Annotated in this window: 24 protein-coding genes; 16 read left to right on the plus strand and 8 right to left on the minus strand. The window is 29.4% G+C overall.

Going from position 1 to position 21755, the window contains the following annotated elements; translation table 11 throughout:
• Positions 1 to 11 precede the first annotated feature (11 nt).
• Positions 12 to 1172: a winged helix-turn-helix domain-containing protein gene (locus tag HRT41_13370; protein NQY25012.1), complete on the minus strand. Its 1161-nt coding sequence runs from the start codon at positions 1170 to 1172 to the stop codon at positions 12 to 14.
• Between the two features lie 97 nt (positions 1173 to 1269).
• Positions 1270 to 2586: an MATE family efflux transporter gene (locus HRT41_13375; protein ID NQY25013.1), complete on the minus strand. Its 1317-nt coding sequence runs from the start codon at positions 2584 to 2586 to the stop codon at positions 1270 to 1272.
• A 112-nt stretch (positions 2587 to 2698) separates the two neighbouring features.
• On the opposite strand from HRT41_13375, the gene HRT41_13380 reads away from it, so the two are divergent.
• Complete coding sequence (locus HRT41_13380; GenBank protein ID NQY25014.1) at positions 2699 to 3535, plus strand: DUF1853 family protein; 837 nt, start codon at positions 2699 to 2701, stop codon at positions 3533 to 3535.
• On the opposite strand, the gene HRT41_13385 is transcribed toward HRT41_13380, so the two are convergent.
• On the minus strand, positions 3532 to 4773 hold the full coding sequence (locus HRT41_13385) for a DEAD/DEAH box helicase (protein ID NQY25015.1): 1242 nt from the start codon (positions 4771 to 4773) through the stop codon (positions 3532 to 3534). The two genes, HRT41_13380 and HRT41_13385, sit on opposite strands and share 4 nt — an antisense overlap.
• A gap of 133 nt (positions 4774 to 4906) precedes the next feature.
• On the opposite strand from HRT41_13385, the gene HRT41_13390 reads away from it, so the two are divergent.
• Both HRT41_13390 and HRT41_13395 read left to right on the plus strand, forming a co-directional pair.
• Positions 4907 to 5350 (plus strand): MOSC domain-containing protein, encoded by a 444-nt coding sequence (locus tag HRT41_13390; protein NQY25016.1) that lies wholly within the window; start codon positions 4907 to 4909, stop codon positions 5348 to 5350.
• A gap of 91 nt (positions 5351 to 5441) precedes the next feature.
• Positions 5442 to 6476: a coproporphyrinogen III oxidase gene (locus HRT41_13395; GenBank protein NQY25017.1), complete on the plus strand. Its 1035-nt coding sequence runs from the start codon at positions 5442 to 5444 to the stop codon at positions 6474 to 6476.
• Positions 6477 to 6498: 22 nt separating this feature from the next.
• Here HRT41_13395 and HRT41_13400 read toward each other — a convergent pair whose 3' ends face one another.
• Positions 6499 to 8328, minus strand: a complete 1830-nt coding sequence (locus HRT41_13400; GenBank protein NQY25018.1) for an ABC-F family ATP-binding cassette domain-containing protein — start codon at positions 8326 to 8328, stop codon at positions 6499 to 6501.
• Positions 8329 to 8868: 540 nt separating this feature from the next.
• Between HRT41_13400 and soxC the strand changes: the two genes are divergently transcribed.
• The 13 genes from soxC to HRT41_13465 all read left to right on the plus strand — a co-directional run bounded on the left by soxC (position 8869) and on the right by HRT41_13465 (position 18796).
• Positions 8869 to 10182: a sulfite dehydrogenase gene (gene soxC, locus HRT41_13405; GenBank protein NQY25019.1), complete on the plus strand. Its 1314-nt coding sequence runs from the start codon at positions 8869 to 8871 to the stop codon at positions 10180 to 10182.
• On the plus strand, positions 10163 to 11242 hold the full coding sequence (locus HRT41_13410; GenBank protein NQY25020.1) for a c-type cytochrome: 1080 nt from the start codon (positions 10163 to 10165) through the stop codon (positions 11240 to 11242). The genes soxC and HRT41_13410 overlap by 20 nt, the downstream gene beginning before the upstream one ends.
• 19 nt (positions 11243 to 11261) lie before the next feature.
• Positions 11262 to 11615 carry a sulfur oxidation c-type cytochrome SoxX gene (soxX, locus tag HRT41_13415; GenBank protein NQY25021.1) on the plus strand — a complete coding sequence of 118 codons (354 nt, stop codon included), beginning with the start codon at positions 11262 to 11264 and terminating at the stop codon, positions 11613 to 11615.
• Between the two features lie 10 nt (positions 11616 to 11625).
• The gene (gene soxY, locus HRT41_13420) at positions 11626 to 12075 is read left to right on the plus strand and encodes a thiosulfate oxidation carrier protein SoxY (protein NQY25022.1); all 450 of its coding nucleotides are present in this window, start codon (positions 11626 to 11628) and stop codon (positions 12073 to 12075) included.
• A gap of 44 nt (positions 12076 to 12119) precedes the next feature.
• Entirely contained in the window at positions 12120 to 12425 is a 306-nt protein-coding gene (gene soxZ / locus HRT41_13425) for a thiosulfate oxidation carrier complex protein SoxZ (GenBank protein NQY25023.1), read from the plus strand.
• A gap of 27 nt (positions 12426 to 12452) precedes the next feature.
• Positions 12453 to 13367 (plus strand): sulfur oxidation c-type cytochrome SoxA, encoded by a 915-nt coding sequence (soxA, locus tag HRT41_13430; protein NQY25024.1) that lies wholly within the window; start codon positions 12453 to 12455, stop codon positions 13365 to 13367.
• Between the two features lie 9 nt (positions 13368 to 13376).
• A complete protein-coding gene (locus tag HRT41_13435) occupies positions 13377 to 13829 on the plus strand; it encodes a hypothetical protein (GenBank protein ID NQY25025.1) in 453 nt (150 codons plus the stop codon).
• A gap of 58 nt (positions 13830 to 13887) precedes the next feature.
• Positions 13888 to 14526, plus strand: a complete 639-nt coding sequence (locus tag HRT41_13440; protein NQY25026.1) for a rhodanese-like domain-containing protein — start codon at positions 13888 to 13890, stop codon at positions 14524 to 14526.
• A gap of 35 nt (positions 14527 to 14561) precedes the next feature.
• Positions 14562 to 16328, plus strand: a complete 1767-nt coding sequence (gene soxB, locus HRT41_13445) for a thiosulfohydrolase SoxB (protein ID NQY25027.1) — start codon at positions 14562 to 14564, stop codon at positions 16326 to 16328.
• A 119-nt stretch (positions 16329 to 16447) separates the two neighbouring features.
• On the plus strand, positions 16448 to 17119 hold the full coding sequence (locus HRT41_13450) for a thioredoxin family protein (protein ID NQY25028.1): 672 nt from the start codon (positions 16448 to 16450) through the stop codon (positions 17117 to 17119).
• 1 nt (position 17120) lies between these two features.
• Positions 17121 to 17573: an MOSC domain-containing protein gene (locus HRT41_13455; GenBank protein NQY25029.1), complete on the plus strand. Its 453-nt coding sequence runs from the start codon at positions 17121 to 17123 to the stop codon at positions 17571 to 17573.
• Positions 17567 to 18007 carry a DsrE family protein gene (locus HRT41_13460; protein ID NQY25030.1) on the plus strand — a complete coding sequence of 147 codons (441 nt, stop codon included), beginning with the start codon at positions 17567 to 17569 and terminating at the stop codon, positions 18005 to 18007. Before HRT41_13455 ends, HRT41_13460 begins: the two co-directional genes overlap by 7 nt.
• Before the next feature lie 21 nt (positions 18008 to 18028).
• Positions 18029 to 18796, plus strand: coding sequence for an alpha/beta hydrolase (locus tag HRT41_13465; protein ID NQY25031.1), 768 nt, complete (start codon positions 18029 to 18031; stop codon positions 18794 to 18796).
• A gap of 80 nt (positions 18797 to 18876) precedes the next feature.
• Here the strand turns inward: HRT41_13465 and HRT41_13470 are convergent, their stop codons facing one another.
• The 4 genes from HRT41_13470 to HRT41_13485 form a co-directional block, all read right to left on the minus strand.
• Complete coding sequence (locus tag HRT41_13470) at positions 18877 to 19890, minus strand: chorismate mutase (GenBank protein ID NQY25032.1); 1014 nt, start codon at positions 19888 to 19890, stop codon at positions 18877 to 18879.
• Between the two features lie 54 nt (positions 19891 to 19944).
• Complete coding sequence (locus HRT41_13475; GenBank protein NQY25033.1) at positions 19945 to 20679, minus strand: hypothetical protein; 735 nt, start codon at positions 20677 to 20679, stop codon at positions 19945 to 19947.
• A gap of 56 nt (positions 20680 to 20735) precedes the next feature.
• Positions 20736 to 21299 (minus strand): DJ-1/PfpI family protein, encoded by a 564-nt coding sequence (locus HRT41_13480; GenBank protein ID NQY25034.1) that lies wholly within the window; start codon positions 21297 to 21299, stop codon positions 20736 to 20738.
• Between the two features lie 103 nt (positions 21300 to 21402).
• Positions 21403 to 21708 carry an NIPSNAP family protein gene (locus HRT41_13485; protein ID NQY25035.1) on the minus strand — a complete coding sequence of 102 codons (306 nt, stop codon included), beginning with the start codon at positions 21706 to 21708 and terminating at the stop codon, positions 21403 to 21405.
• Positions 21709 to 21755 lie beyond the last annotated feature (47 nt).

The following is a 21755-nucleotide window of genomic DNA, read 5'->3' on the forward strand; positions in this document are numbered from 1 at the left end:
ACTTCGTATAACTAAGCAAGCCACCTTACATTATCAATACCAACCAAAGAAGCGAAACTTTTTAGTTCTACATCTAACTTTTCTTTTTCTTTGTCATTCCAAAGAACACCCTCTTCTATCCAAAAATTCAATACACTCATCTCATTTATTTTTCGGTTCGCTTGTATTTCAATTCTAGCAACAAAAGAATCTCCTTGCAAAATAGGGTATACATAATATCCCCAAACTCTTTTTTCTTTGGGAACAAAAATCTCTATTTTATAATCAAAACCAAATATATTTTTAAGCCTTATTCTATCTCTAATTGAGGGATCAAAAGGATTGATTATTTGTACTCTGGTTTTAGTACTTTTTAAATTTTCCAGACGCTCTTTTATATCTAAAGATGCAAAACTTTTTATATATTTTCCTTCATGATTTTCCCATTCAATCTCAAGTAAATTATCCATATTATTTTTAAGCCACTCATTCACTTCTTTTATACTTAATGATCCCCAAAAGTTCTTTATCTCTTTCGCACTTGCAATACTTAATCTCTGTAAAGCAGACGAACAAAGCCAAGAAATTTGTTCTTCCTCTTTTATTTTTTTATTTAAAATATGTGATGGAATTATATTATGAATGAGTTCATAATATTTTCTAAAACTTTTTCTATACGCTGTTGTAAGTTCTCCGCAATACCACATATAGTCAAGTGTTGTTTTATGTAGAGATCTTGACCACATTTTTTTCTCACCTATAATTGTAGAATCAAAATCTTTTGAATGTAAAGCACCTTCATTATTAATCCTACTTATTATGTTATTTTTACCCTTTTCATCCAAAAGGTCTTTGTAATATTTAGATTTATCCAATCTTTCTTTGGTGCGTTTAAAATGGCCTTTCCACATAGGAAAATATTCTAGTGGAATTAATGAGGCATCATGGGTGAAGTGCTCAAAAATACTTCCTTTTTTTTCTAATAAATCATCCAACATGTGTTCTTTGTAGTTATTGTTTCTTGACCATAAAACATGGTGTTGTGCTCTTGTTACGTTTTGAATGCTATCAATTTGTACAAAACCTAAGTCTTTAATGATTTGAAGAAGATCTAATTTTTGTTTTTTTGTATTTAACAAAGCATTTGTATCTAACCATAAAAGTCTTAATTCTTTATTTGAAATTTGTATCATTCTTTTTCCTTTAATCTTTAGTGCTTATCAAATAAATAAAGCAAAATCAATTTATTTTTTTATTATAGTAGAAAATTAACTGGGCTTATGAAGTATGTCATATTGAAAGATTGTAATGTTTTTTAAAAAAATAAAAAGCAAGTACAAAAGTACATATTTCACTTAAAGGCAAAGCAATATACACCCCTTTTAATCCAAAATAATACGATAAAACACTTACAAATAAAATAGGAAAAATCAAAGATCTAAACAAAGAAATACAAGTAGATGCAAACGCTTGATGTATGGCTGTTAAATAAGAGGTAATAAGAATATTTAAACCAATAAAGATAAAAGCAAGCCATGTGTAATGTAAAAATTCAATAGTGATTTTTGTTGTTTCTGCGCTGTTTTCATCTTTTAAAAATACATTGACTAACAATTCCGGATAACTTAGAACAAAAAGTACTAAAATAGAAGAAATTCCTAAAACGCTCATAAATGCGAGTTTAAGAAATTTCTTAATTCTAAGAAACTCTTTGGCGCCAAAGTGTTTTGATATTATGGGTTGCAAACCATCACTTATTGCAAAACTAATCATAATATTTATCATTAAAAAATAGCCTACGATTGTGTAAGCAGCTACCCCATTACTCCCTAAATATTTTAACATCATAAAATTAAATATAAGAACAGTTATTCCGGCAGAAGATTCATTAATAAATTCAGAAAACCCATTTTTAAGAGCTTTAAAAGTATCCATAAAACTGCCTTCTGGTTTAATAAACCTTAACTTAGCTTTTTTAGAAAAAAAGTGGGGAAGAAGAATAATAATTATGAAAGCTTGCGATATACCAGTAGCATATGCAGCTCCCTCGATTGCATAATCAAGTTTTACAATAAAGATATAATCCAAAAGAATATTTATTACAGCACTTAATAAAAGTGCGATAAAAGATAAATTTGGATTTTCATCCACCCTTACAAAATAATCCAAAACAATTCCACTCATTAAAAAAGGTAAGAATATAAGTATGACAGATAAATACGACTTGGAGGATAACCTTAATTCATTTTCAATTTGCAAAAAGTAAAAAATATTGTCAATATTTAAATACAGTAAAAAACAAAGAACTACAGAAGAAACTGAAACAGATATAATAGCTTTGCTAAATAAATTAGATGCATCTTGTGTCTTTTTTTCTCCTATTAATTTTGAAACAAGAACACTGTTCCCTACAGCAAACATAAGCCCAAAACCAAAAAGAATAGCAAAAATAGGATAAGAGATATTAATAGAAGCAAGTCCAATACTTCCTACATAATTTCCCACAAAATAACCATCAATGATACTTGCAGAAGATATTGCCAAAAGTCCAAATAAAGATGGAATTACATATTTTAAGAATACTTTATATACTTTATCTTCTAACATTATTTTTAGCTCCCTAAGAAAATGAATACTTTTTATCTGGAATTTACAGTATTAATTCTGGATTTCTTATTCTTGGCTAATTATAGCTATAATTGCAAAAAAGGAGATATAAATGTTATTGGATTTTGAAGATAAAAAAAGACTTTATTACCAATATTGCGGTTTTGTAAATACTTTTTCTTTATTTACCAAAGATATCAATGACATGGAAATATTTCAAACAAAGAACTTAAATATTGTAGCTTATGAAGATTTTAATCTCATCATGCCCACAATGCATTTACCTCTTGGAAAACGAGTTGAGTATTTTTTTGAATATTTAATCAATACAAACGACAGATATACCATGATTAAAAAAAACATTCAAATTATACATAATAAAAATACCCTAGGTGAACTTGATTATATTCTTGAAGATAAAACAAACAAAGAGTATTTACATATTGAACTTATTTATAAATATTATGTTTTTTTAGAAAAAGAAAAGAATGAAGTTTTAGCTTGTATGGGACCAAACTTCGATGATTCTTTGCAAAAGCGCTTAGTTAAACTAAAAAATAAACAACTTCCTCTTTTATATAAAAAAGAAAGTAAAGCCTATTTAGAAAACATAGATATAAAAAGAATCAAACAAAAACTTTGTTTTAAAGGCAATATATTTTTAGAAAAAAATAAAGAAGAAAAAGACTTAGGTATATGTAATGCTCTTTGTATCAAAGGGTTTTATACCAATATTCATACATTTTTAAGTGAATCTTCCTATAAAGACAGTCTTTATTTTTTCCCTGAAAAACAAGATTGGTTAATCGATATAGAAAAGTGCAAACAATGGTATTCTTATGAAAGAATATTAGAAGAAACATCTGCTTATACACAAAAGAAACGTGCCTTTTTATTATGGGTACAAAAAGGCACGCTAAGGGAGTCTTTATTTGTCGTTTTTTCTTAGTCTTTTTTGGCTTTTAAAGCGGCTTCTCTTAGTTTGTCTTTTTTACTTTTTCTCTTGCCTTTTATTGCTTCTTGCCCTTTAACTTTTTCTTTAATCACCCCAGTTAATTCAAAACCTTCAATACTTTCATGAGTAATTTCTAATTTGCAACGCTTTTTAATGAGTTCAAAATGTTCCATGCTTTCATAATCAATAAAAGAAATAGCTTCTCCTTTTTTTGAAGCCCTTGCCGTTCGTCCAACTCTGTGTATATAATCAGCACTAGCACGTGGTAAATCATAATTAACAATACATTCTATATCATCAATATGAAGTCCTCTTGCTGCAATATCTGTTGCAAATAAGATACGTATTTTTTTTGCTTTAAATTCTTCTAGGGTAAAGATTCTCTCTTCTTGTTCTAAGTCTCCATGAAAACTCTCTGCTTCAAAACCAAGTTCTCTGAACTTAAAAGCTATATTATCAGCAGCTCTTCTGCTTTTAATAAATACAAGTACTAAGTCCCATTTATTTGTTTTTAATAAGTGTTTTAATAAAGCTGAACGTTTGTTTTCATTTACTTCTATTACTCTTTGCGTGATTGAGGAAGGAATCAAAATTTCATCAGTAACATCAATAGAAATATATTCTTCAGTGATTTTTGGAATTAAAGCAAGCATTTTATTTGAATAACTGGCAGAGAACATTAGGTTTTGTCTCTCTTTTGGTAATTCATTTAAAATTAAATCCAGTTCTTTTTCAAAACCCATATCAAGCATTTTATCCGCTTCATCAAGCACAAAAAATTCTACAAAAGAAAGATTGATTTGTTTTTTAGAAAGTATGTCTAATAAACGACCCGCAGTTGAAACCAAGATTTCACAACCTTTTTGCACTTCATGCAATTGATCGCCTAAACTAAGGCCTCCAATAAACGTAACCAGTTCTGGTTTTTTGCTATAAAATTCACTAAAAGTTTTGAAACTTTGGCTTACTTGTAAAGCAAGCTCACGCGTAGGAACTAAAACCAAAACTTTTATTTTTGGTTTTCCTTTTTGATAATCGTCACTTAAGGTTTTTAAAATAGGCAGTACAAAAGCAGCACTTTTACCTGAGCCTGTTTGAGCTTTGGCTTTTACGTCTTTTTTTTGTAAAATAAGAGGAATTACTTTTTCTTGAATTAATGTTGGTTTTAAATAGTTATTTTTTTCCAAAGCATCTAGGATGTTTTTATTAAAATTAAATTGCGTAAATGGCAAAGTTGGTCCTTGTTATAGTATCAGTATCACGTATTTTAGAGCAATTTGCCTTTAAGACAGATATTGTTTCTTTTAAATACATTTTATATTATTTAGGTTATGATGAAGTACAAAAAAATTTAAAGGTATTATTATGTCAGGAAAAATCGTTGAAATTTTAATTGCAAAAGACAAAAAGTCTGTTATGCAGAACGTAAATGAAGCAGTTTTAGAAGCAGGAAAAGGTATCTTTGGAGACAGATATTATGACAAAGATGAAGAACCTCAAAATGAAATCACTTTAATAGAAAAAGAAAAAGTTGATTCATTTAATAATGAATTTAATCTTACTTTACAGTACAGTGATTTTAGAAGAAATATTGTTATTTCAAATTGTGACCTAAATACTTTAGTAAACAAAGAATTTTATATTGGAAATGTATTATTAAAAGGTTTAGAGTTATGTGAACCTTGCGAAAGCCTAGCAGATAAAACAAGTAAAGATATACTAACAGGATTAGAAAATAAAGCAGGATTAAGAGCTTGTATTTTAAAAGATGGAAATATTTCTTTATCTTCTCAATTAGAAGTTTCCTAAAATTTTATAGGCGTCTTTGCCTATATCATTGTACTTTTTGTAAAAATATACTAAAATAAAAAAGTAAAAAATTTAATACAAAAGGTACTTAATGAGTATTCAACTATCTACTTCAAAAGAAGCGATCGATGCTTATACACTCGTAACTAATATTCAAAAACATTTTGTTTCAAAATTAAATGCACTGTCTTTAAAACACAGCAGCAATCTTGCTTTTGAAGAAAGCACATGGTTAAGAGACGAAGGAACCAAGGGTGGAGGAAACAGATTTCAAGCAAAAGACTTTGATTTGTTTAATACTGCTTCTGTTAATGTCTCACAAGTACATTACGATAAAGAAGACAATAAAAACCTTTTAAGTGCTACGGCTATTTCTACTATTATTCATCCAAAAAATCCTCTGCTTCCTTCCGTTCATATACATATTTCTTATACACAAATTAAGAATCAAAAATCGTATTGGAGAATAATGGCGGATTTAAATCCATCTCTTACTAATGAGAAAGATTATATGACGTTTAAATTATCTTTAAAAGATTTATCAAAAGATTTTTTTGATGAAGGGGTTAAACAAGGGGATAAATATTTTTATATTCCAAGCTTAAAAAAACACAGAGGCGTAAGTCATTTTTATTTAGAAAACCATTACAGCGATGATGAAGTAAAAGATTATGATTTTGCACAAACCTTTGGGCTTGGTATTATTGATACCTATATTGATATTCTTAATACTTCTTTAGAAAAAAAACTCTCACCTTCAAAAGAAGAAAAACAAAAACAGCTTAACTACCATACTTTATACTTATTTCAAGTCTTAACGCTTGATCGTGGTACCACCTCAGGATTATTAATACATTCTCAAAACAATCTTGGGATAATGGCTTCTTTACCTACTCATGTTAATAAAAAATTGTTAGCTTCATGGATTAAGATTCAAAGAAGTCCGCAAGATGAGTTATTAGAAAATATTATTGAGGTTATAAATGAGGAGGGTTTAATTGATAATAAAACAAAAGAAGCTTTGGCTTTTGTTGTAAGAGAACATTATATTAAATACCCACAAGCCTTAAGTTTGCAAGCAAGTGGTAATACTATTCCAACAACAGTAGATAATCACAAGAAATAAAAAGCTAAAGCTTTTTATTTCTCTAAAGTTCTTCTAATTTTTTGTCATACTCTTCATTGATTTCATCAAATGAATTTTGACTCTGCTCTAGAAGTTCAAACTTAGCTTCTACTTCTTTTTCATAATCACTTACTAATCTTGATATATCCATAATCTTAGCATTATCGCCAGCATTTGAAGCAAGTACCAAAGCATCATGTTCTAATTCAAGATTCTCTTCTATGCTCATTATTTCATTTTCAAGTTTCTCCACTTTCTTTTTTAATGGAGAGGTGAGTTTATTTCTTTCATTAATCAATAACGTACGTTGTTTTTTATTCTCTTTTTTATTTATCTTTGGTGCAGTTTTTACTTTTTCTTCTACGATATCGTCTTGCCAACCAATTTTTTCTAAAAATTCATCATAATTTCCATCAAAGAGTTCAGCTTCGCCATTAGAGAAAACAATCAATCTGTCACATACTTTTCGTAATAAATCTTCACTGTGAGTTACAATAATACAAGAACCATCAAAGTTTTTAATGGCTTTGCTTAAAGCATCAATACTTTGCATATCAAGATGATTCGTAGGCTCATCAAGAAATAAAACATTTACTTCTCTTGCAATAATTTGTCCTAACATTACTCTGGATTTCTCACCCCCAGATAAGAGTGAGACTTTTTTCTTAGCATTGTCATTTGAGAACATCATTGCCCCACAAATACTTCTTACACTTGATTCTGGAAGGCGTGGATTTCCTACATATATTTCATCCATTACTGTATTTTTTGGGTTTAGATGAGCTATATTGGTTTGTCCAAAGTGTGCAAAAGAAGAGCTAACATGGAAATCAACACTTCCTATTTGCTGTTGTAGTTCACCTGCAATAGTATTTAATAAAGTAGATTTACCCTTACCATTTTTTCCAATGATTCCTAGTGTTTCACCTTTTTGTAAAGTAAATGAAATATTTTTAAACAATACTTCATTTTCTTTATAATAAAAACTCAAATCTTTTACATCTAATAAAACTTTTGCAGGAGTAGTTTTTAATTTAAATTCAAAACTCAAACTTGATTCTGAATTTAAATCATCCATTTTTTCCATTTTTTCTAAGATTTTAACCTTAGATTGAGCCAAAGCAGCAGTAGATGCTCTGGTTCTATTTTTCGCAATGAATTCTTCAAGTTCTTTTATCTTTTTATCTTGAGTAATTTTTTGTTTTTCATACAATTCATCATTCAAAGCCAATTGTTTGTAAAACTTATGTGTATCTCCTTTTGTAAGGGATAAAGTCTTCCTTACAATTCCCATGGTATGTGTGGTTATACTGTCCATAAAATTTCTATCATGGGTAATTAGTATTACTTCTCCATCAAAACTTCGTAAAAACATTTTTAACCATCTTAATGAAACAATATCAAGGTAATTCGTAGGCTCATCTAATAATAAAAGATTGGGTTCTGTTAATAAAAGTTTTGCCAAATTAATTCTAATTTGAAATCCCCCTGAAAAAGACAAGGGGTCTTTTTGTAAATCTTCTTCTTCAAATCCCAAACCAAAGAGTATTTTTTCAACCTTATATAAAGAGAATTTATCATCTTCTGCTAAAGAAAGGGCTGTTTCATCTAAAAGTGTTTTCTCTGAAAAGGATAGATGCTGACGCAAGGTTCCTATTTTATAATTTCTAGGAATATGGACAGCTCCATCATCACTATGCTCTTCCCCTAAAATTAATTTAAATAAAGTAGATTTTCCACTTCCATTTCGTCCAACAAGTCCAATTCTATTACCTGCACTTAAACGAAAATTTAAAGAAGAGAACAGTTCTTGTTCCCCATAATTTTTTGATATATTTGTTAGTTCAATCATATAACTCTTTTATGTAATAATATTTTATATCTAAATAAGTTTGGCATTATACGACATACATAGTTATATTATTATTAGAGCAAAACCCACTTTTATTTTCTTTTGCAATTTTTTAGCAAAAAAAAAGACTATTTTGCTTTTTTAAATTATTTTAATAAAAACCTTTCTCTTTACCAATGTAAGCCAATCTATTAAAAATCTTAAAAACAATTGATATTTTCATACTAGTTTTGGTAAATAAGTTTTGACCTATCAAATCTTGACTATTTTGCTATATTATTAAAATAAAACAAATTACTCAAGTAAGAAAATAATCATTTTCTTACTTGAAGTCCCTTTTATAGGCTACTTTAAAAGAAATTTCTAGCCACAAGTTCCAGTTCTTAATGAAAAAATATTTTTTTATAAAATTAATTGACATCTTAAAATAATAGTGACATACTTTAAGAGATATAAATAATCACCAATTTATTTAGGACAATTATTTTTTACAATATGATTTTATTCTGAATATTTTATGTTCCATGAGAAGGAAAATATATGACAAAAAAACGCAAAGACCTCGAAATTAAACCAACAAACAGAAGAGATTTTTTTAAAAAAACTGCTTTTTTATCCGCTTCATTAATAGCAAGTTCTAGCATTTTAGCTCCCATAAAAATTACTGCAAGTTCTTTGGACGATCCTGCAATCATAGATCAAGCCTCATGGGGAACAAAACTCGGAGATTTAGTAGATAAAAACCATTATGGTTTGCCCTCCCCTTATGAACATAATAATGTAAGACGTGTACATGATTTATTAAGCTCAGGGGACAGATACGCAACAGTTTCTATGAGCCCTTTGCACCAACAAGAAGGTATTATTACTCCTAATGGTTTATTTTTTAATAGAAGTCACAGTGGAACAACACAAGTAGATCCACATAAATTTAGACTCATGATTCATGGTTTATTGGATAAACCACTGGTACTTACTCTAGAAGAATTAAAACGTTATCCAAGTGAAAGCAGAATTCATTTTATTGAATGTCCTGCTAATGGATCTACAGGCTGGAGAGGGCCACAATTTGATAATTTACAATTTGTTAAAGGAATGATGAGTTCAGCTGAATGGACAGGCGTACCTTTAAAAGTAGTTTTAAAAGAACTAGGGCTTCACAAAAATGCCAAATGGATGTTAGCAGAAGGAAGCGATAATTCTGAAATGGCAAGAAGTATTCCTATTGAAAAAGTTTTAGATGATGCCATGCTTGTATGGGGCCAAAATGGTGAACCTTTAAGAGCTGAACAAGGTTATCCTGTACGCTTATTACTTCCTGGTTGGGAAGGAAATTTAAATGTCAAATGGTTAAAACGTTTAGAGTTTTCTTCTAAACCTTGGCATTCAAAAGAAGAAACCTCAAAATATACCATGCTTCAAAAAAATGGAAAAGCAATCAATTATTTTTGGCCCATGGAAGTAAATTCAATTATTACCTCCCCTTGTCCAGAAGTTCCTTGGAGCTCTTTAAAAAAAGGAGATATTATTGAAATAACTGGTCTTGCTTGGAGTGGAAGAGGTACAATTAAAACAGTTGATATTTCACTAGATGGGGGGAAAAATTGGATTGAGGCTTCTTTAAAAGGCCTCATTCTACCTAAGTCTTGGACACGATTTTCTTATATCATTAAATGGGATGCAAAAGAAAAAATGCTTTTAAGCAGAGCTATTGATGACTCAGGTCATATACAACCAAGTATAAACAAACTTATAGAAAATGTAGGAGTAGAAGGTATTTATCACAGAAATCCAATTGTAGGTTGGTTTGTGTCGAATAAAGGAGAGGTTAAAAATGCACATGTTCGCTCTTAAACAAAAAAGTTTTGCTTTAATTCTTGGCTCCTGTATGTTGCTGGCTTCTTATACATCTGCCAGCACAAATGTTGTTCTTAAAAAAAACATAGATGGTTCAGTTATTTATCCACGAACAAATACGCATTATTCGCTTTATTTATTAAACAAACAAAATATAAGTGAATTTAATCATGGTAGAGCTCCCACCCCTAATGAAATTAAAGCATGGAATAAAGATGTTATGCCAGATGGTGAAGGATTGCCGCAAGGTCAAGGAAGTGTTGAACAAGGAGATGAATTATATTCTGCTCAGTGTTTATCTTGTCATGGTGATTTTGGTGCTGGAGGAAATGGTTATCCTACTTTAACAGGCGGACAAGGTACTTTAAAAAACCAACTCTTAGAAGCAGGTGATCAACCTCCTATGAGAACCATTGGTTCCTATTGGCCTTATGCGAGTACCTTATTTTGGTATATCCAATCTTCAATGCCTTTTAATAATCCAAAAAGTCTAAGCAATGATGAAACCTATGCACTCGTAGCATATTTATTATCGGTAAATGAAATAGAAATTGAGGGTATAGAATTAGAAGATGAATACGTACTTACAAAAGAAAAATTTCTTAAAATTAAAATGCCAAATGTGGATGGTTTTTATCCCGTATCACCAGAACGTTCTGATTTAAAAGAACAAAGACCACCATTAGCGCAAGGTATTAGGTGTATGACAAACTGTAAAACACAAAAAATTGTTTTTATTAAAAATGAAATTACTGGTTTTGACCCAAAAATTTCCACAAAAAAAGATTTACCAAAAATTAAAAATCAAGACAAAGATGAAGAAATAAAAGAAATATATTCACAAAGTTGTGCTGCTTGTCATTCAAATGATGCGCTGGGAGCACCTGTTGTAGGTAATATTACACAATGGAGTGAAGTAATTCAAAAAGGAGTAAAACAGGTATATCAAAATGCTATTGATGGAATTAATGCCATGCCACCACGTGGCGGCAATATGGATTTAAGCGATAAAGATTTAGAAAATCTTATTGATTATATGATTAAAGTAAGTAAATAAAGCAATCAAAGGAGAAAAAATGAAATTAACAAAAAGTATATTAATGATAAGTTCATTAATAGTTTTTAGTACATCTGGGCTACTTGCAAATGAAATGGATATGGTAAAACAAGGTGAAAAAATATTTATGACCAAAGGTTTAGGAAACTGTCTTGCCTGTCATGATATACAAGGCAAAGAAGTTAATGGACCTGGAAGTATGGGACCTAAACTACAATATTTATCTTCTTGGCCAAAAGAAGAAATATTCAATAAAATTTATGATCCTTATACCACTAATCCTATTTCTGCCATGCCAGCATTTGGGAAAAATGGTTGGTTAAGTGATAATGAGATCAATGCACTTGTAGCATATTTACAAACAATTAAATAAAGGATATACAATGAACAGAAGAATTTTTTTAACACTTGGAATGAGTGCTTTTGCGGTTTCACTCATGCCTGTTAATTTAAAAGCAATGAATTTTAGAGAAAGTAAACCTAAAGTTTGGACTGCTACAAAAGTAGATCAAGCAATGATAGAACTCTTTGGAACTAGTACTGCTATTGAAAGTAATATGAAAATAAAAGCTCCTGATATTGCGGAAAATGGGGCAGTTATTCCAGTAACTGTATCTACTAAATTAAATGCTACTAAAGTAGCTATTTTTCAAGATGCAAATCCAGAAAGTACGGTGGCTGTTTTTACCGTTCCTAAAGATGGAATTATTGATTATTCAGTACGAATAAAATTAGGACAAACAGGTACGGTAACAGTAGTTGCATTAGCAGATGGAAAACTTTATAAAGCTTCAAAACTTGTAAAAGTAACTATTGGTGGTTGTGGTGGTTGATTCCTCCTTAAGAGAAAAAATGAATAATAAAAAAAGGAATTAAAATGGCTAAAAAAACCAGAATAAAAGCAAAATTAAAAAAGGGAATCATCACAGTAAAAGCTATGGCAAAACATGAAATGTTAGGACATAGAGAGGCTAAAAAAGCCAAAAAAGAGCTCAATTTTATTACATATATGACAGCTACTGTAAATGATAAATTGGTGTATGAAGTATCAACAAGTCAATTTTTATCTAAAAACCCTTATATTAAATTCAAATTTAAAGGGGCAAATAAAGGCGATAAAGTAATTATTTCCTGGGTTGATTTAAAAGGTACTACACAAGTAAGTACTGGAAAAATTAAATAATTAACATTAAAACTAGAAGGAGATTATATGTTATTAAACATTGTAAAAACAACAACTTTACTCATACTAACTACTTGTATTTTAAATGCGGAAAACTTTAATGCACAAGCAGAAAAAGACAGAATTGCACTGATTGATTATTTTGAAGCAAAATTTGACGATCCTTTAAAAAACAGAAATACTTTTTTCCCTTATTCTACGGATTATGAATTAAATAATTCTTATGTTACTGGTTTAAAACATCAAGATTTTGCAAAAGGAAATTATGCTTTTAATAAAGATGGAAAAGCACAATACGAAGAAATTAAAGAAATGCCTCCTTATGAAGATGATATTGAAGCAGGAGAAGAACTTTACAATAAAAAATTCTCAAATGGAAAAACCTTTGCTTCTTGTTTTCCAAATACACAAATTGCAGGAGATTATCCTAAGTTTATAGAAGAAAAACAAGAAGTTCTTACTTTAGGTATTGACATTAATAATTGTTTAGTAAAAAACAATGAAAAAAAATGGAAAATGTCTAAAGGAAACATGGCGAAACTACAAGCTTATTTTTCTTTTGAGTCTATGGAAGCAAATAAAGATGTAGCTATTCAAATTAACTCTAAAGAAGCAGCGTTGGCATATGAGCGAGGTAAAGAATATTATTATACACAAAGAGGTTATTTAAAACTTTCTTGTGCATCATGTCATATTCAAGGTGCAGGTCAAAGAGTAAGAAATGAAAAACTGTCTCAATTGTTAGGGCAGACTACACATTTTCCTGTTTACAGACTTAAATGGAGTGGTTTAGGTACGCTTGAGCGACGAATGGGTGGATGTATTAAAGATGAGGGGCAAGTGCCACCTAGTGCTGAGAGTAAATACATGAAAGAACTTCTGTATTTTATGTCTTACATGTCAAATGGCATGAAAATTGACGGCCCAGATATTAGAAAATAAGGAAAGATTATGAAAAAACAATTAAAACAAAGTTTAATTCTTCTAAGTACTGTTTTCTTTTTTACTGCGTGTTCAAGTAATTATGGAAATATGGCAAGTTCACCTTCTTATGATGGAGTTGCTAATCTTAATACAAAAAATGTTTGTAGTGTAAAAAACAATGGTATACAAAATGTTCTTGATACTGCTGTGAAATATAATGCAGTAGCAATCAAAAATGATTTAGAATTTATGCGTTTAGGTATGCGAAATTCACAATATATAAGTGCCATTAATATGGCTTTAAAAACAGGAAGTAAAAATATAGATATTCTAAACAAAAAGAAGAAAAAAACAGGAAGTGTAAGTGTTGAGTATGCAACATGGAGAGCTTGTTCTTTTTCAATAGCTGCTTTACAACAGGCACAAGATGCAAAAACAACATGGAGACTAGCAGTTCCAGGTGATGGTTTTACGTATTAGATTATTATAAAAATTTATGGGCATGATTTTCATGCCCATGGATAAGAAGGATACTTCAATGAAAATATTAAACAAATTTTACCTGGTCTTTTTTGCAGTGTTTTTCCTATCACTCAATCTTATGGCAGATTTTATAGCCATATCTAAGGGCGTAAAAGAAGTAGAAATAACGCTAAATGAAGAAACATTTATTATTACACGTAATCAAAATACAAACAATATTATTACTAAACTTTACAATACTACGTACAGAGGAATTCCTCAAGCTATGATTATAGAAAAAGGTATTGAAACCATCGGGGAATTAGAGTTTATACAATATATGAAAGAAGCACAAAACAATGAGAATATTTTAATTATTGATTCAAGAACCCCTGGTTGGTATGAGAGATTAAGGATTCCAGGATCACTTAATATTCCTTTTGAAAACTTTTACAATAAAGAAGATGCTATTGAAGTATTAGAAGATGATTTTAATGTTCTTCTAAATGAAGACAAAAGTTTAGATTTTAAGAATGCAGCCACACTTATTATTTACTGCAACGGATACTGGTGTGGACAAACACCAGCAATGATCAAAAATGCAAAATATTCTTTATTAAATTTAAAGTATCCAAAAGAAAAAATAAAATATTACAGAGGTGGAATGCAAGCATGGACATCAATGGGATTTACCGTACATGGAGATGAGAAATAATATATTTTAAATAAACGAAAATAAAAAGGTTTGACATGAGTAAATTAAGCAGAAGAGAATTTATATATATGATGGCAATTTTAGGAGCAAGTCCTATTTTTGCAAATTCACATTCTAAAGTAATGAAGAATAATAAACTTGAAGATTATTACAAGTTGGAGAGTTTTGGAAATGCTCGAATATTACATATGACAGATTCTCATGCACAATTATTGCCTGTATTTTTTAGAGAACCCAGTGTTAATCTTGGTTTTTATGATAATTATGGAAAACCTCCTCATATTGTAGGAGAGGCTTTGCTTGATTATTATGGAATAAACGGCAATAAACGTTTAGAATATGCCTATTCATGTGTTAATTTCGAAAAACATGCGGAAGTTATGGGAAGAGTGGGTGGTTTTGCACAAATTAAAACGGTTGTAGATTATTTACGCTCAAGTTTTGGAGAAGAAAAAACACTTTTATTAGATGGTGGAGATACATGGCAAGGTAGTGCTACTGCATTATACACAAGAGGAAAAGACATGGTAGGGGCTATGAATCTTTTAGGCGTGGATATTGCTGTTGGTCATTGGGAATTTACGTATAAAGCAGAAGAAATATTGTCCAATATAAAAGACTTAGATGCAGAGTTTTTAGCGCAAAATATTTTTGTAAAAGAAGATGCTTTAATGGATGGAGCTGCTGCTTATGATGAAGATTCTGGTTTAGCATTTAAACCTTATACTATAAAAATGATGGGAAAATCAAGAGTAGCTATTATAGGACAGGCTTTTCCTTATACCACCATAGCAAATCCTCAAAGAAATATTCCAGATTGGAGCTTTGGAATTAAAACAGATGAAATGCAAGAATTAGTAAACCTTATAAAAGAAGAAGAAAAACCAGATGCTATCATTTGTTTATCTCACAATGGTTTTGATGTGGATCAAAAAATGGCTAAAGTTGTTTCTGGTATTGATTTTATTATGGGAGGACATACCCATGATGGTGTTCCCCAAGAAGTTGGTGTTAAAAATGACAGTGGCATTACCTATGTATGTAATGCAGGGTCAAATGGAAAATTCATAAATGTTCTTGATTTAGACATTCAAAATGGAAAAATAAAAGATTTCAAATTTACCCTACTTCCTATTTTCTCAAATATTATTGAAGAGAATAAAGAAATGAAAGAATACATTAAAAAAGTTCGAGCACCTTTTATTAAAGACTTAACAAGAGTAATTGCAACAACAGATGAAACGCTGTACAGAAGAGGTAATTTTAATGGTTCTTGGGATCAAATCATTTGTGATGCACTTATTGATGTGAAAGGTGCAGATATATCTCTCTCTCCTGGTTTTAGATGGGGTACTACCATCATGAAAGGCCAAAGCATAAACTTTGATGATCTAATGACACAAACAGCAATAACTTATCCAGAGACCTATTTAAGAGAAATGAGTGGGGAGAGAATAAAAGCCATCTTAGAAGATGTAGCTGATAATTTATTTAATGCCGATCCTTTTTATCAACAAGGGGGAGACATGGTAAGAACAGGTGGAATTTCTTATCGTTTTAATCCTACAGCACAAATGGGAAAAAGAGTTACTAATATTCATCTAACAAAAAACAATAAACCCCTAGAAGCTAAGAAAATGTATAAAGTTGCTGGTTGGTCAACGGTAGGTTCAGTATCAGAAGGTGAGCCTATTTGGGAGACAGTAGAAGTATATTTAAAAAACATGAAACATATTAGTAATCTTAAAATTGACACTCCTGATTTAGTTGGAGTAAAAGGAAATCCTGGAATCAGATTATAATGTTTTTCAAAGTACTTTTCTTTTTTAGTCTTTTTTGCATTTCTCTTTTTGCCTCTTATGAAGATGGCAAAAAGATTTTTAAGAAAAATTGTGCTTCTTGTCACTTAGAATATATTCCGATGAAAACCTTAAAAATTAACTTCTATGAAAAAAACAATACCTTGTTAAATCTTAGAGCGCCTACTGTAAATATGTTAACGTATGCACTATTAAGAGGTCCTAAACACTTAGGTTCAACAGATGATAAAGAAATGCAACAGATAGAAATTGAAGAATTTTTATCAGATTATTTATCCAATCCCAGCCCTGAAAATAGTATTTGTGACCCGTATATTTCTAAGCACTATGATAAAAAAATGAAAATCAAAAAAGCTTTAAAGGAAGAAGAATTAAGTGCATTGGCACTTTATTTTATGAATTTTGATACGTTTTTCAAAGGAAAAATCAAAAAAGATAAAAAATCATTAGTTTCGTATACAAAAGAATTAAAATTAGCTAAAAAACACAATAAACACCTTTTAGTTTATGCCCACAGCCCTACTTGTTATTTTTGTAAAAAAATGGAAAAGAATGTTTTTACGCTAAGTAGTATTAAGAATGCAATTAAAGACGATTATGTTTTTATAAAAATCAATGTGGATAAAAATATTCTTCCTTTTTCTTTACAAGAAAAATACAAAGGAATTACTCCCACTTTTTTTATTCTAAATAATAAAAAAGAACTACTGCATAAATACCCAGGTTCATGGAGCAAAAAAGATTTTTTAGATATTTTGAAAGAGAGTTTATAAAATGAGAAAACTTGGAAAAATAGAAGAAATCTTCTCAAGTACTAAAGAAAATAATTCAAAAATACGTCCTATTGTCAAAAAACTGATTATGATCAAAAATCATGGAATTAAAAACGACAAATTCGCACAAAAAAATACCAATAAAGAAGTTATGTTAATCTCAAAAGAAGCTTATTCAATAGCTAAAAAACACAGTATTATTCTTAAAATGGGATCTTTAGGCGAAAATATTTTACTTGATTTTAACCCACAAGAGTTAAAAGTAGGAAGCATTTTAATCATAGATGAAGTACAATTGTTACTAACTCAAGCTTGCACAATATGTAAACATTTAAGCGTATATAATGAAAACCTACCAAAATTATTAGCATATAATAGAGGCATCTATTGCAAGATTTTAAACAATGGTTTCATAGAAAAAAATGCCAATGTTTTTATAAAGGATGAATCATGAAAAAAATTTTATTACTTTTAGTATTTTCTTGTCTACTTTTTTCAAAATCAAATTTTGAACAGCCCTATCCTACTTTTGATCAGCCAAGAAAAGTAGTAATGCAGCTGTATAAATCAGATCTAAAAACAGTTAATCAAACATTAAATGTTATTTACAATATTCAAAAAGAGTACCCAAGTGAAAGTTTACAAATTACTGTTGTTGCTTATGGTGATGGAATGAGAGCTATTAAAAAAGATTATGATGAACAAACGCTTTTAAGAATCACTTCCCTCATGGAATATGAGGTTGAATTTATTGGGTGTAGAAATACTATGGAAACACTTCATTGGGTGGATAAAGATTTTATTGATGGTGTTTCTTTTGTACAAGCTGGAATTGTTGAAGTCATTGAAAAAAAGGTGGCTGGATATATAGGCGTTGTACCTTTTTAATGCCTAAAAAAAGGAAAAAAGATGTTAAAACAACTATTTATACTGGTATTTTTAATTACGTGTTCTTATGCAAACAAAACTTATGAAAGTGCTTGTGATACAAATAATGATCAATTCATTTTTTCTAAATCAGAATGCATTAATTATGTATATGAAGAAGCAGATGATGAAAACAACTTAATTATATTTCTACATGGTTCTTGGAATGAAGGTACAAATATTCTTAAAAAGTATACTCCTTTGATGGAAGACCTTGTTTTAAATACAGATGTAAGTACTATAGTCATTGCTTTACCTGGTTATTCAAAATCCTCTACTAATGTTTTTCAAGCTATTGGCAAAAAAGGTTTTTCTTCTTTAATTTATACAAAAGAATATTTGGACTTAATAAAAGATGTAATTTTACAATTAAAAGAGAAATACAAAAAGAAAACACTAACTCTAGTAGCTCATTCAGCAGGAGCTTCTTTAGGCACTACTCTTTATGGTTATGACAATACACTTATTCAAAACATGATTTCAATTGCTGGTTCATATACTACAGACACAAAGAATTCAAATCTTTTATCTGCAAACAAAACCTATAAAAATATTAATAAAAAATCCAAACTTATATTAATTTATGGAGATAAAGACAAAATATCACCTCCTAAAAAAAGCAAAGATTTTTATGCTTTAGTAAAAAAAGAACAAGTCAATGTAAAACTCATTGAAGTAAAAAATGCAGTACATTTAAATCTTGAATTACGAGAAGAAGTTATGGATGAAATTTTGGAATTATTAGAATAAAAATAAAACGTACTATTGATAAGTCTTTCTAAATGATTTCAAAAATAGCATTGTTTTTTTTCAACATAATTATTTGACTTTTATGACTGTTTATTTAGAAGTTTGTATTCATAAGCACAGCTAATAAAATGTTCAATTAAACAATGACTTTTATCTTTTAATGCAGAGCGTTCAGGTTGAAAAGCTGTGGCAATAAAAAATCTGTTTTCTTTTATTTCTAAGGCTTTTACTTCTTTATTTTTATTCATAGCTACAAGTGTCATTGCAGAATTATTAAATATGTGCGCATACTTAGAATTCAAAACATAATTTCCTTCAAATTCTTCTTTAATATGCTGCTTGTTGTATATTTTTTTTAAAAAAGAATTATTAGATAAAAAAACATCAGCTTCTTTTTCTTCTGTAATAGAAGGAAGTATAGTAAACAGTGGCATACTTGCGTCTTTGTTCACTTCTTGATGTTCTGCATTTTCATAGTCCAATTCATTTCGTGCAAATTCAATAGCCGTATATTGGTATCCTGCACACGTACCTAAAAAAGGGACATTATTTGTACGTGCAAAATTGATAGCGTTTAAAACACCTTGCATACTTTGATAAGGACTAGAAGGTGCACACCAAATAGCATCAAATTTTTTTAAATGTTTAATATTTACACGTCTGGTATCAATCCATGAAAAATCAACATCAATCTGTGTTTTACTGTAGGATAAAGAAAAAGCTTGTTCAATACTAATATGAGCCGTAACTTTTTCATTATAATCACCAATGATTGCTATTTTTACTGTTTTTGGATTGTTCTTTTGATTTTCAAATTCTTCTTGTTCTTCTTTTACAAAATGTGCAAGTATTATTTTGTACAAGTCATGGATTAAAGTACTTGCAACTCCATATTTTACTGCCAATTCGTTTTTTGATTCAAGTATTTCTTTTAATCGATTAGCATCTTTTATTTCTTGCAAACTTTTTTTAAACTTTGCTGCTTCTTGTACATATAAAGAACGTTTTGCAAGAAGTTGAACGATTTTATCATCCAGTACGTCTATACTTTTTCTTATATCTTTCAGGTTCTTGCAATTTTTTACTTCAAACATTAAGTTTCCTTAATAATAAAAAATTATCTTATAATGATTTTAGCACAGTAATACTTATGACAAAATAGAATATTTTTCAACAATTCCAATTATATTTTGCGCTGTTTCTTCAATATTTTGTTTTTTAATACGAACACTTGTGCCAGATATCCCAACAGCAGCTATTAAAATATTGTCTTTATTAAATAAAGGAACCCCAATACAACACATAGAATCTTGAAATTCACTGTTATCTATTGAATAACCTTTTTCTCTAATATTGTTTAAGTCCTTTTTTAAAGCTGCTAAATTGGTGATTGTATTATTTGTCCATTGTTTTAAACGCATCTTATTTAAATCATAATTTCCAAAAGCTAAAATAGATTTGCCAAGCGCACTTGAATGAACAGGAAAATATAAACCAATATTATTTCTTGTTTTTAAATCGCGATCTGAGCGATCAATTTGATTTAAATACAATACTTTATTATTGTGAATAATGCCTAAATAAGCACATTCATTGGTAAGAGAAAAAATATCTTCCAATAAATTTTGTGTATTTTTAACCAAGAGCTCAATTTTCGTATTTTTAATGGCATTGTTTTCCAAATCACAAGCAATAATTTCATTGCTGTTTTCTAAATACTCAATAAAATTCTCATTTTTAAGTGTCTGAAGTAGTCTAGACATAGTACTTTTGTCAATACTCAAACGTTCACATAAGGTTTTTGCAAGTATGGGTTTAGAATAAGAAAGAATCTCTTTATAAAGTATTAATCCTTTACTTAAGGATTTAATTTCTTTTGGCATGTATAGCCTTTTTGATTATTATAAGCAAAGTGTGATTAAACACACTTAACTTAGGTCTATTTAAGAAGTTCGTGAAATTTAGCCAACCATTTAGGGTGTGCAGGCCAAGCAGCTGCTGTTACTAAATTACCATCAACATGTGCATCTTCGAAACCAATATCAATCCACTCACCACCAGCTAAATTAAGATCAGGAGCACAAGCAGGATAAGCTGAACATTTTTTATCTTTTACAATTTGTGCTGCTACTAGAACTTGAATACCATGGCAAACAGAAGCAATGGGTTTGTTTGCATCATTAAATTCATTGGTAATATCAAGTACTCTTTGCTCTAAACGAATATACTCAGGAGCACGACCACCAGGGATTAATAAAGCATCATAATTTTTTGTATTTACATCATCAAATGTAGCATTCAAAGCAAAGTTATGTCCAGGTTTTTCTGTATAGGTTTGATCCCCTTCAAAATCATGAATAGCTGTTTTTATAGTATCACCTGCAACTTTATTTGGACAAACAACATCTACTGTATGTCCCAACATTAATAAACATTGGTAAGGAACCATAATTTCATAATCTTCAACAAAATCTCCTGCAATAATCAAAATCTTTTTACTCATATTTTTTCCTTTAATTTTCGATATCCTAATAATAAAGTATCTCTAATTAAAAAAAAATTTATACAAAAAGTAGTTTTTACAGTTTCACATAGTGAAACTTCTTCTATTGAAAAATGGGCTTAAAAAAACTTCTCTCATAAGAAAGAATACACTTTGTTTTTTGGGCATAATCAAAGGCTTCAAGGCATTCTTTATGCTTGAAGGAAGCATTTCTATATGTTTCATACAAAGCAAAAGATTCAAAAGTAAATAAAGCCAAAGCCACATTATTTTTGCCTTCGCTGGGTAAAAAATAACCATGATGAACGCCTCCAAAACTATTGACAAGAGGAATCCATAGTTTTGCATAATGTTCAAATTCTTTCATTTTACTGGGATCTATAATATAATTTAAATAACATGTAATCATTTTTATTCCTTTAAACTTTTAAAAGAATAGCTAATATTTTATATAAA

This window comes from Campylobacteraceae bacterium (assembly GCA_013215945.1).
In the GTDB taxonomy this organism is placed as follows: Bacteria; Campylobacterota; Campylobacteria; order Campylobacterales; family Arcobacteraceae; genus NORP36.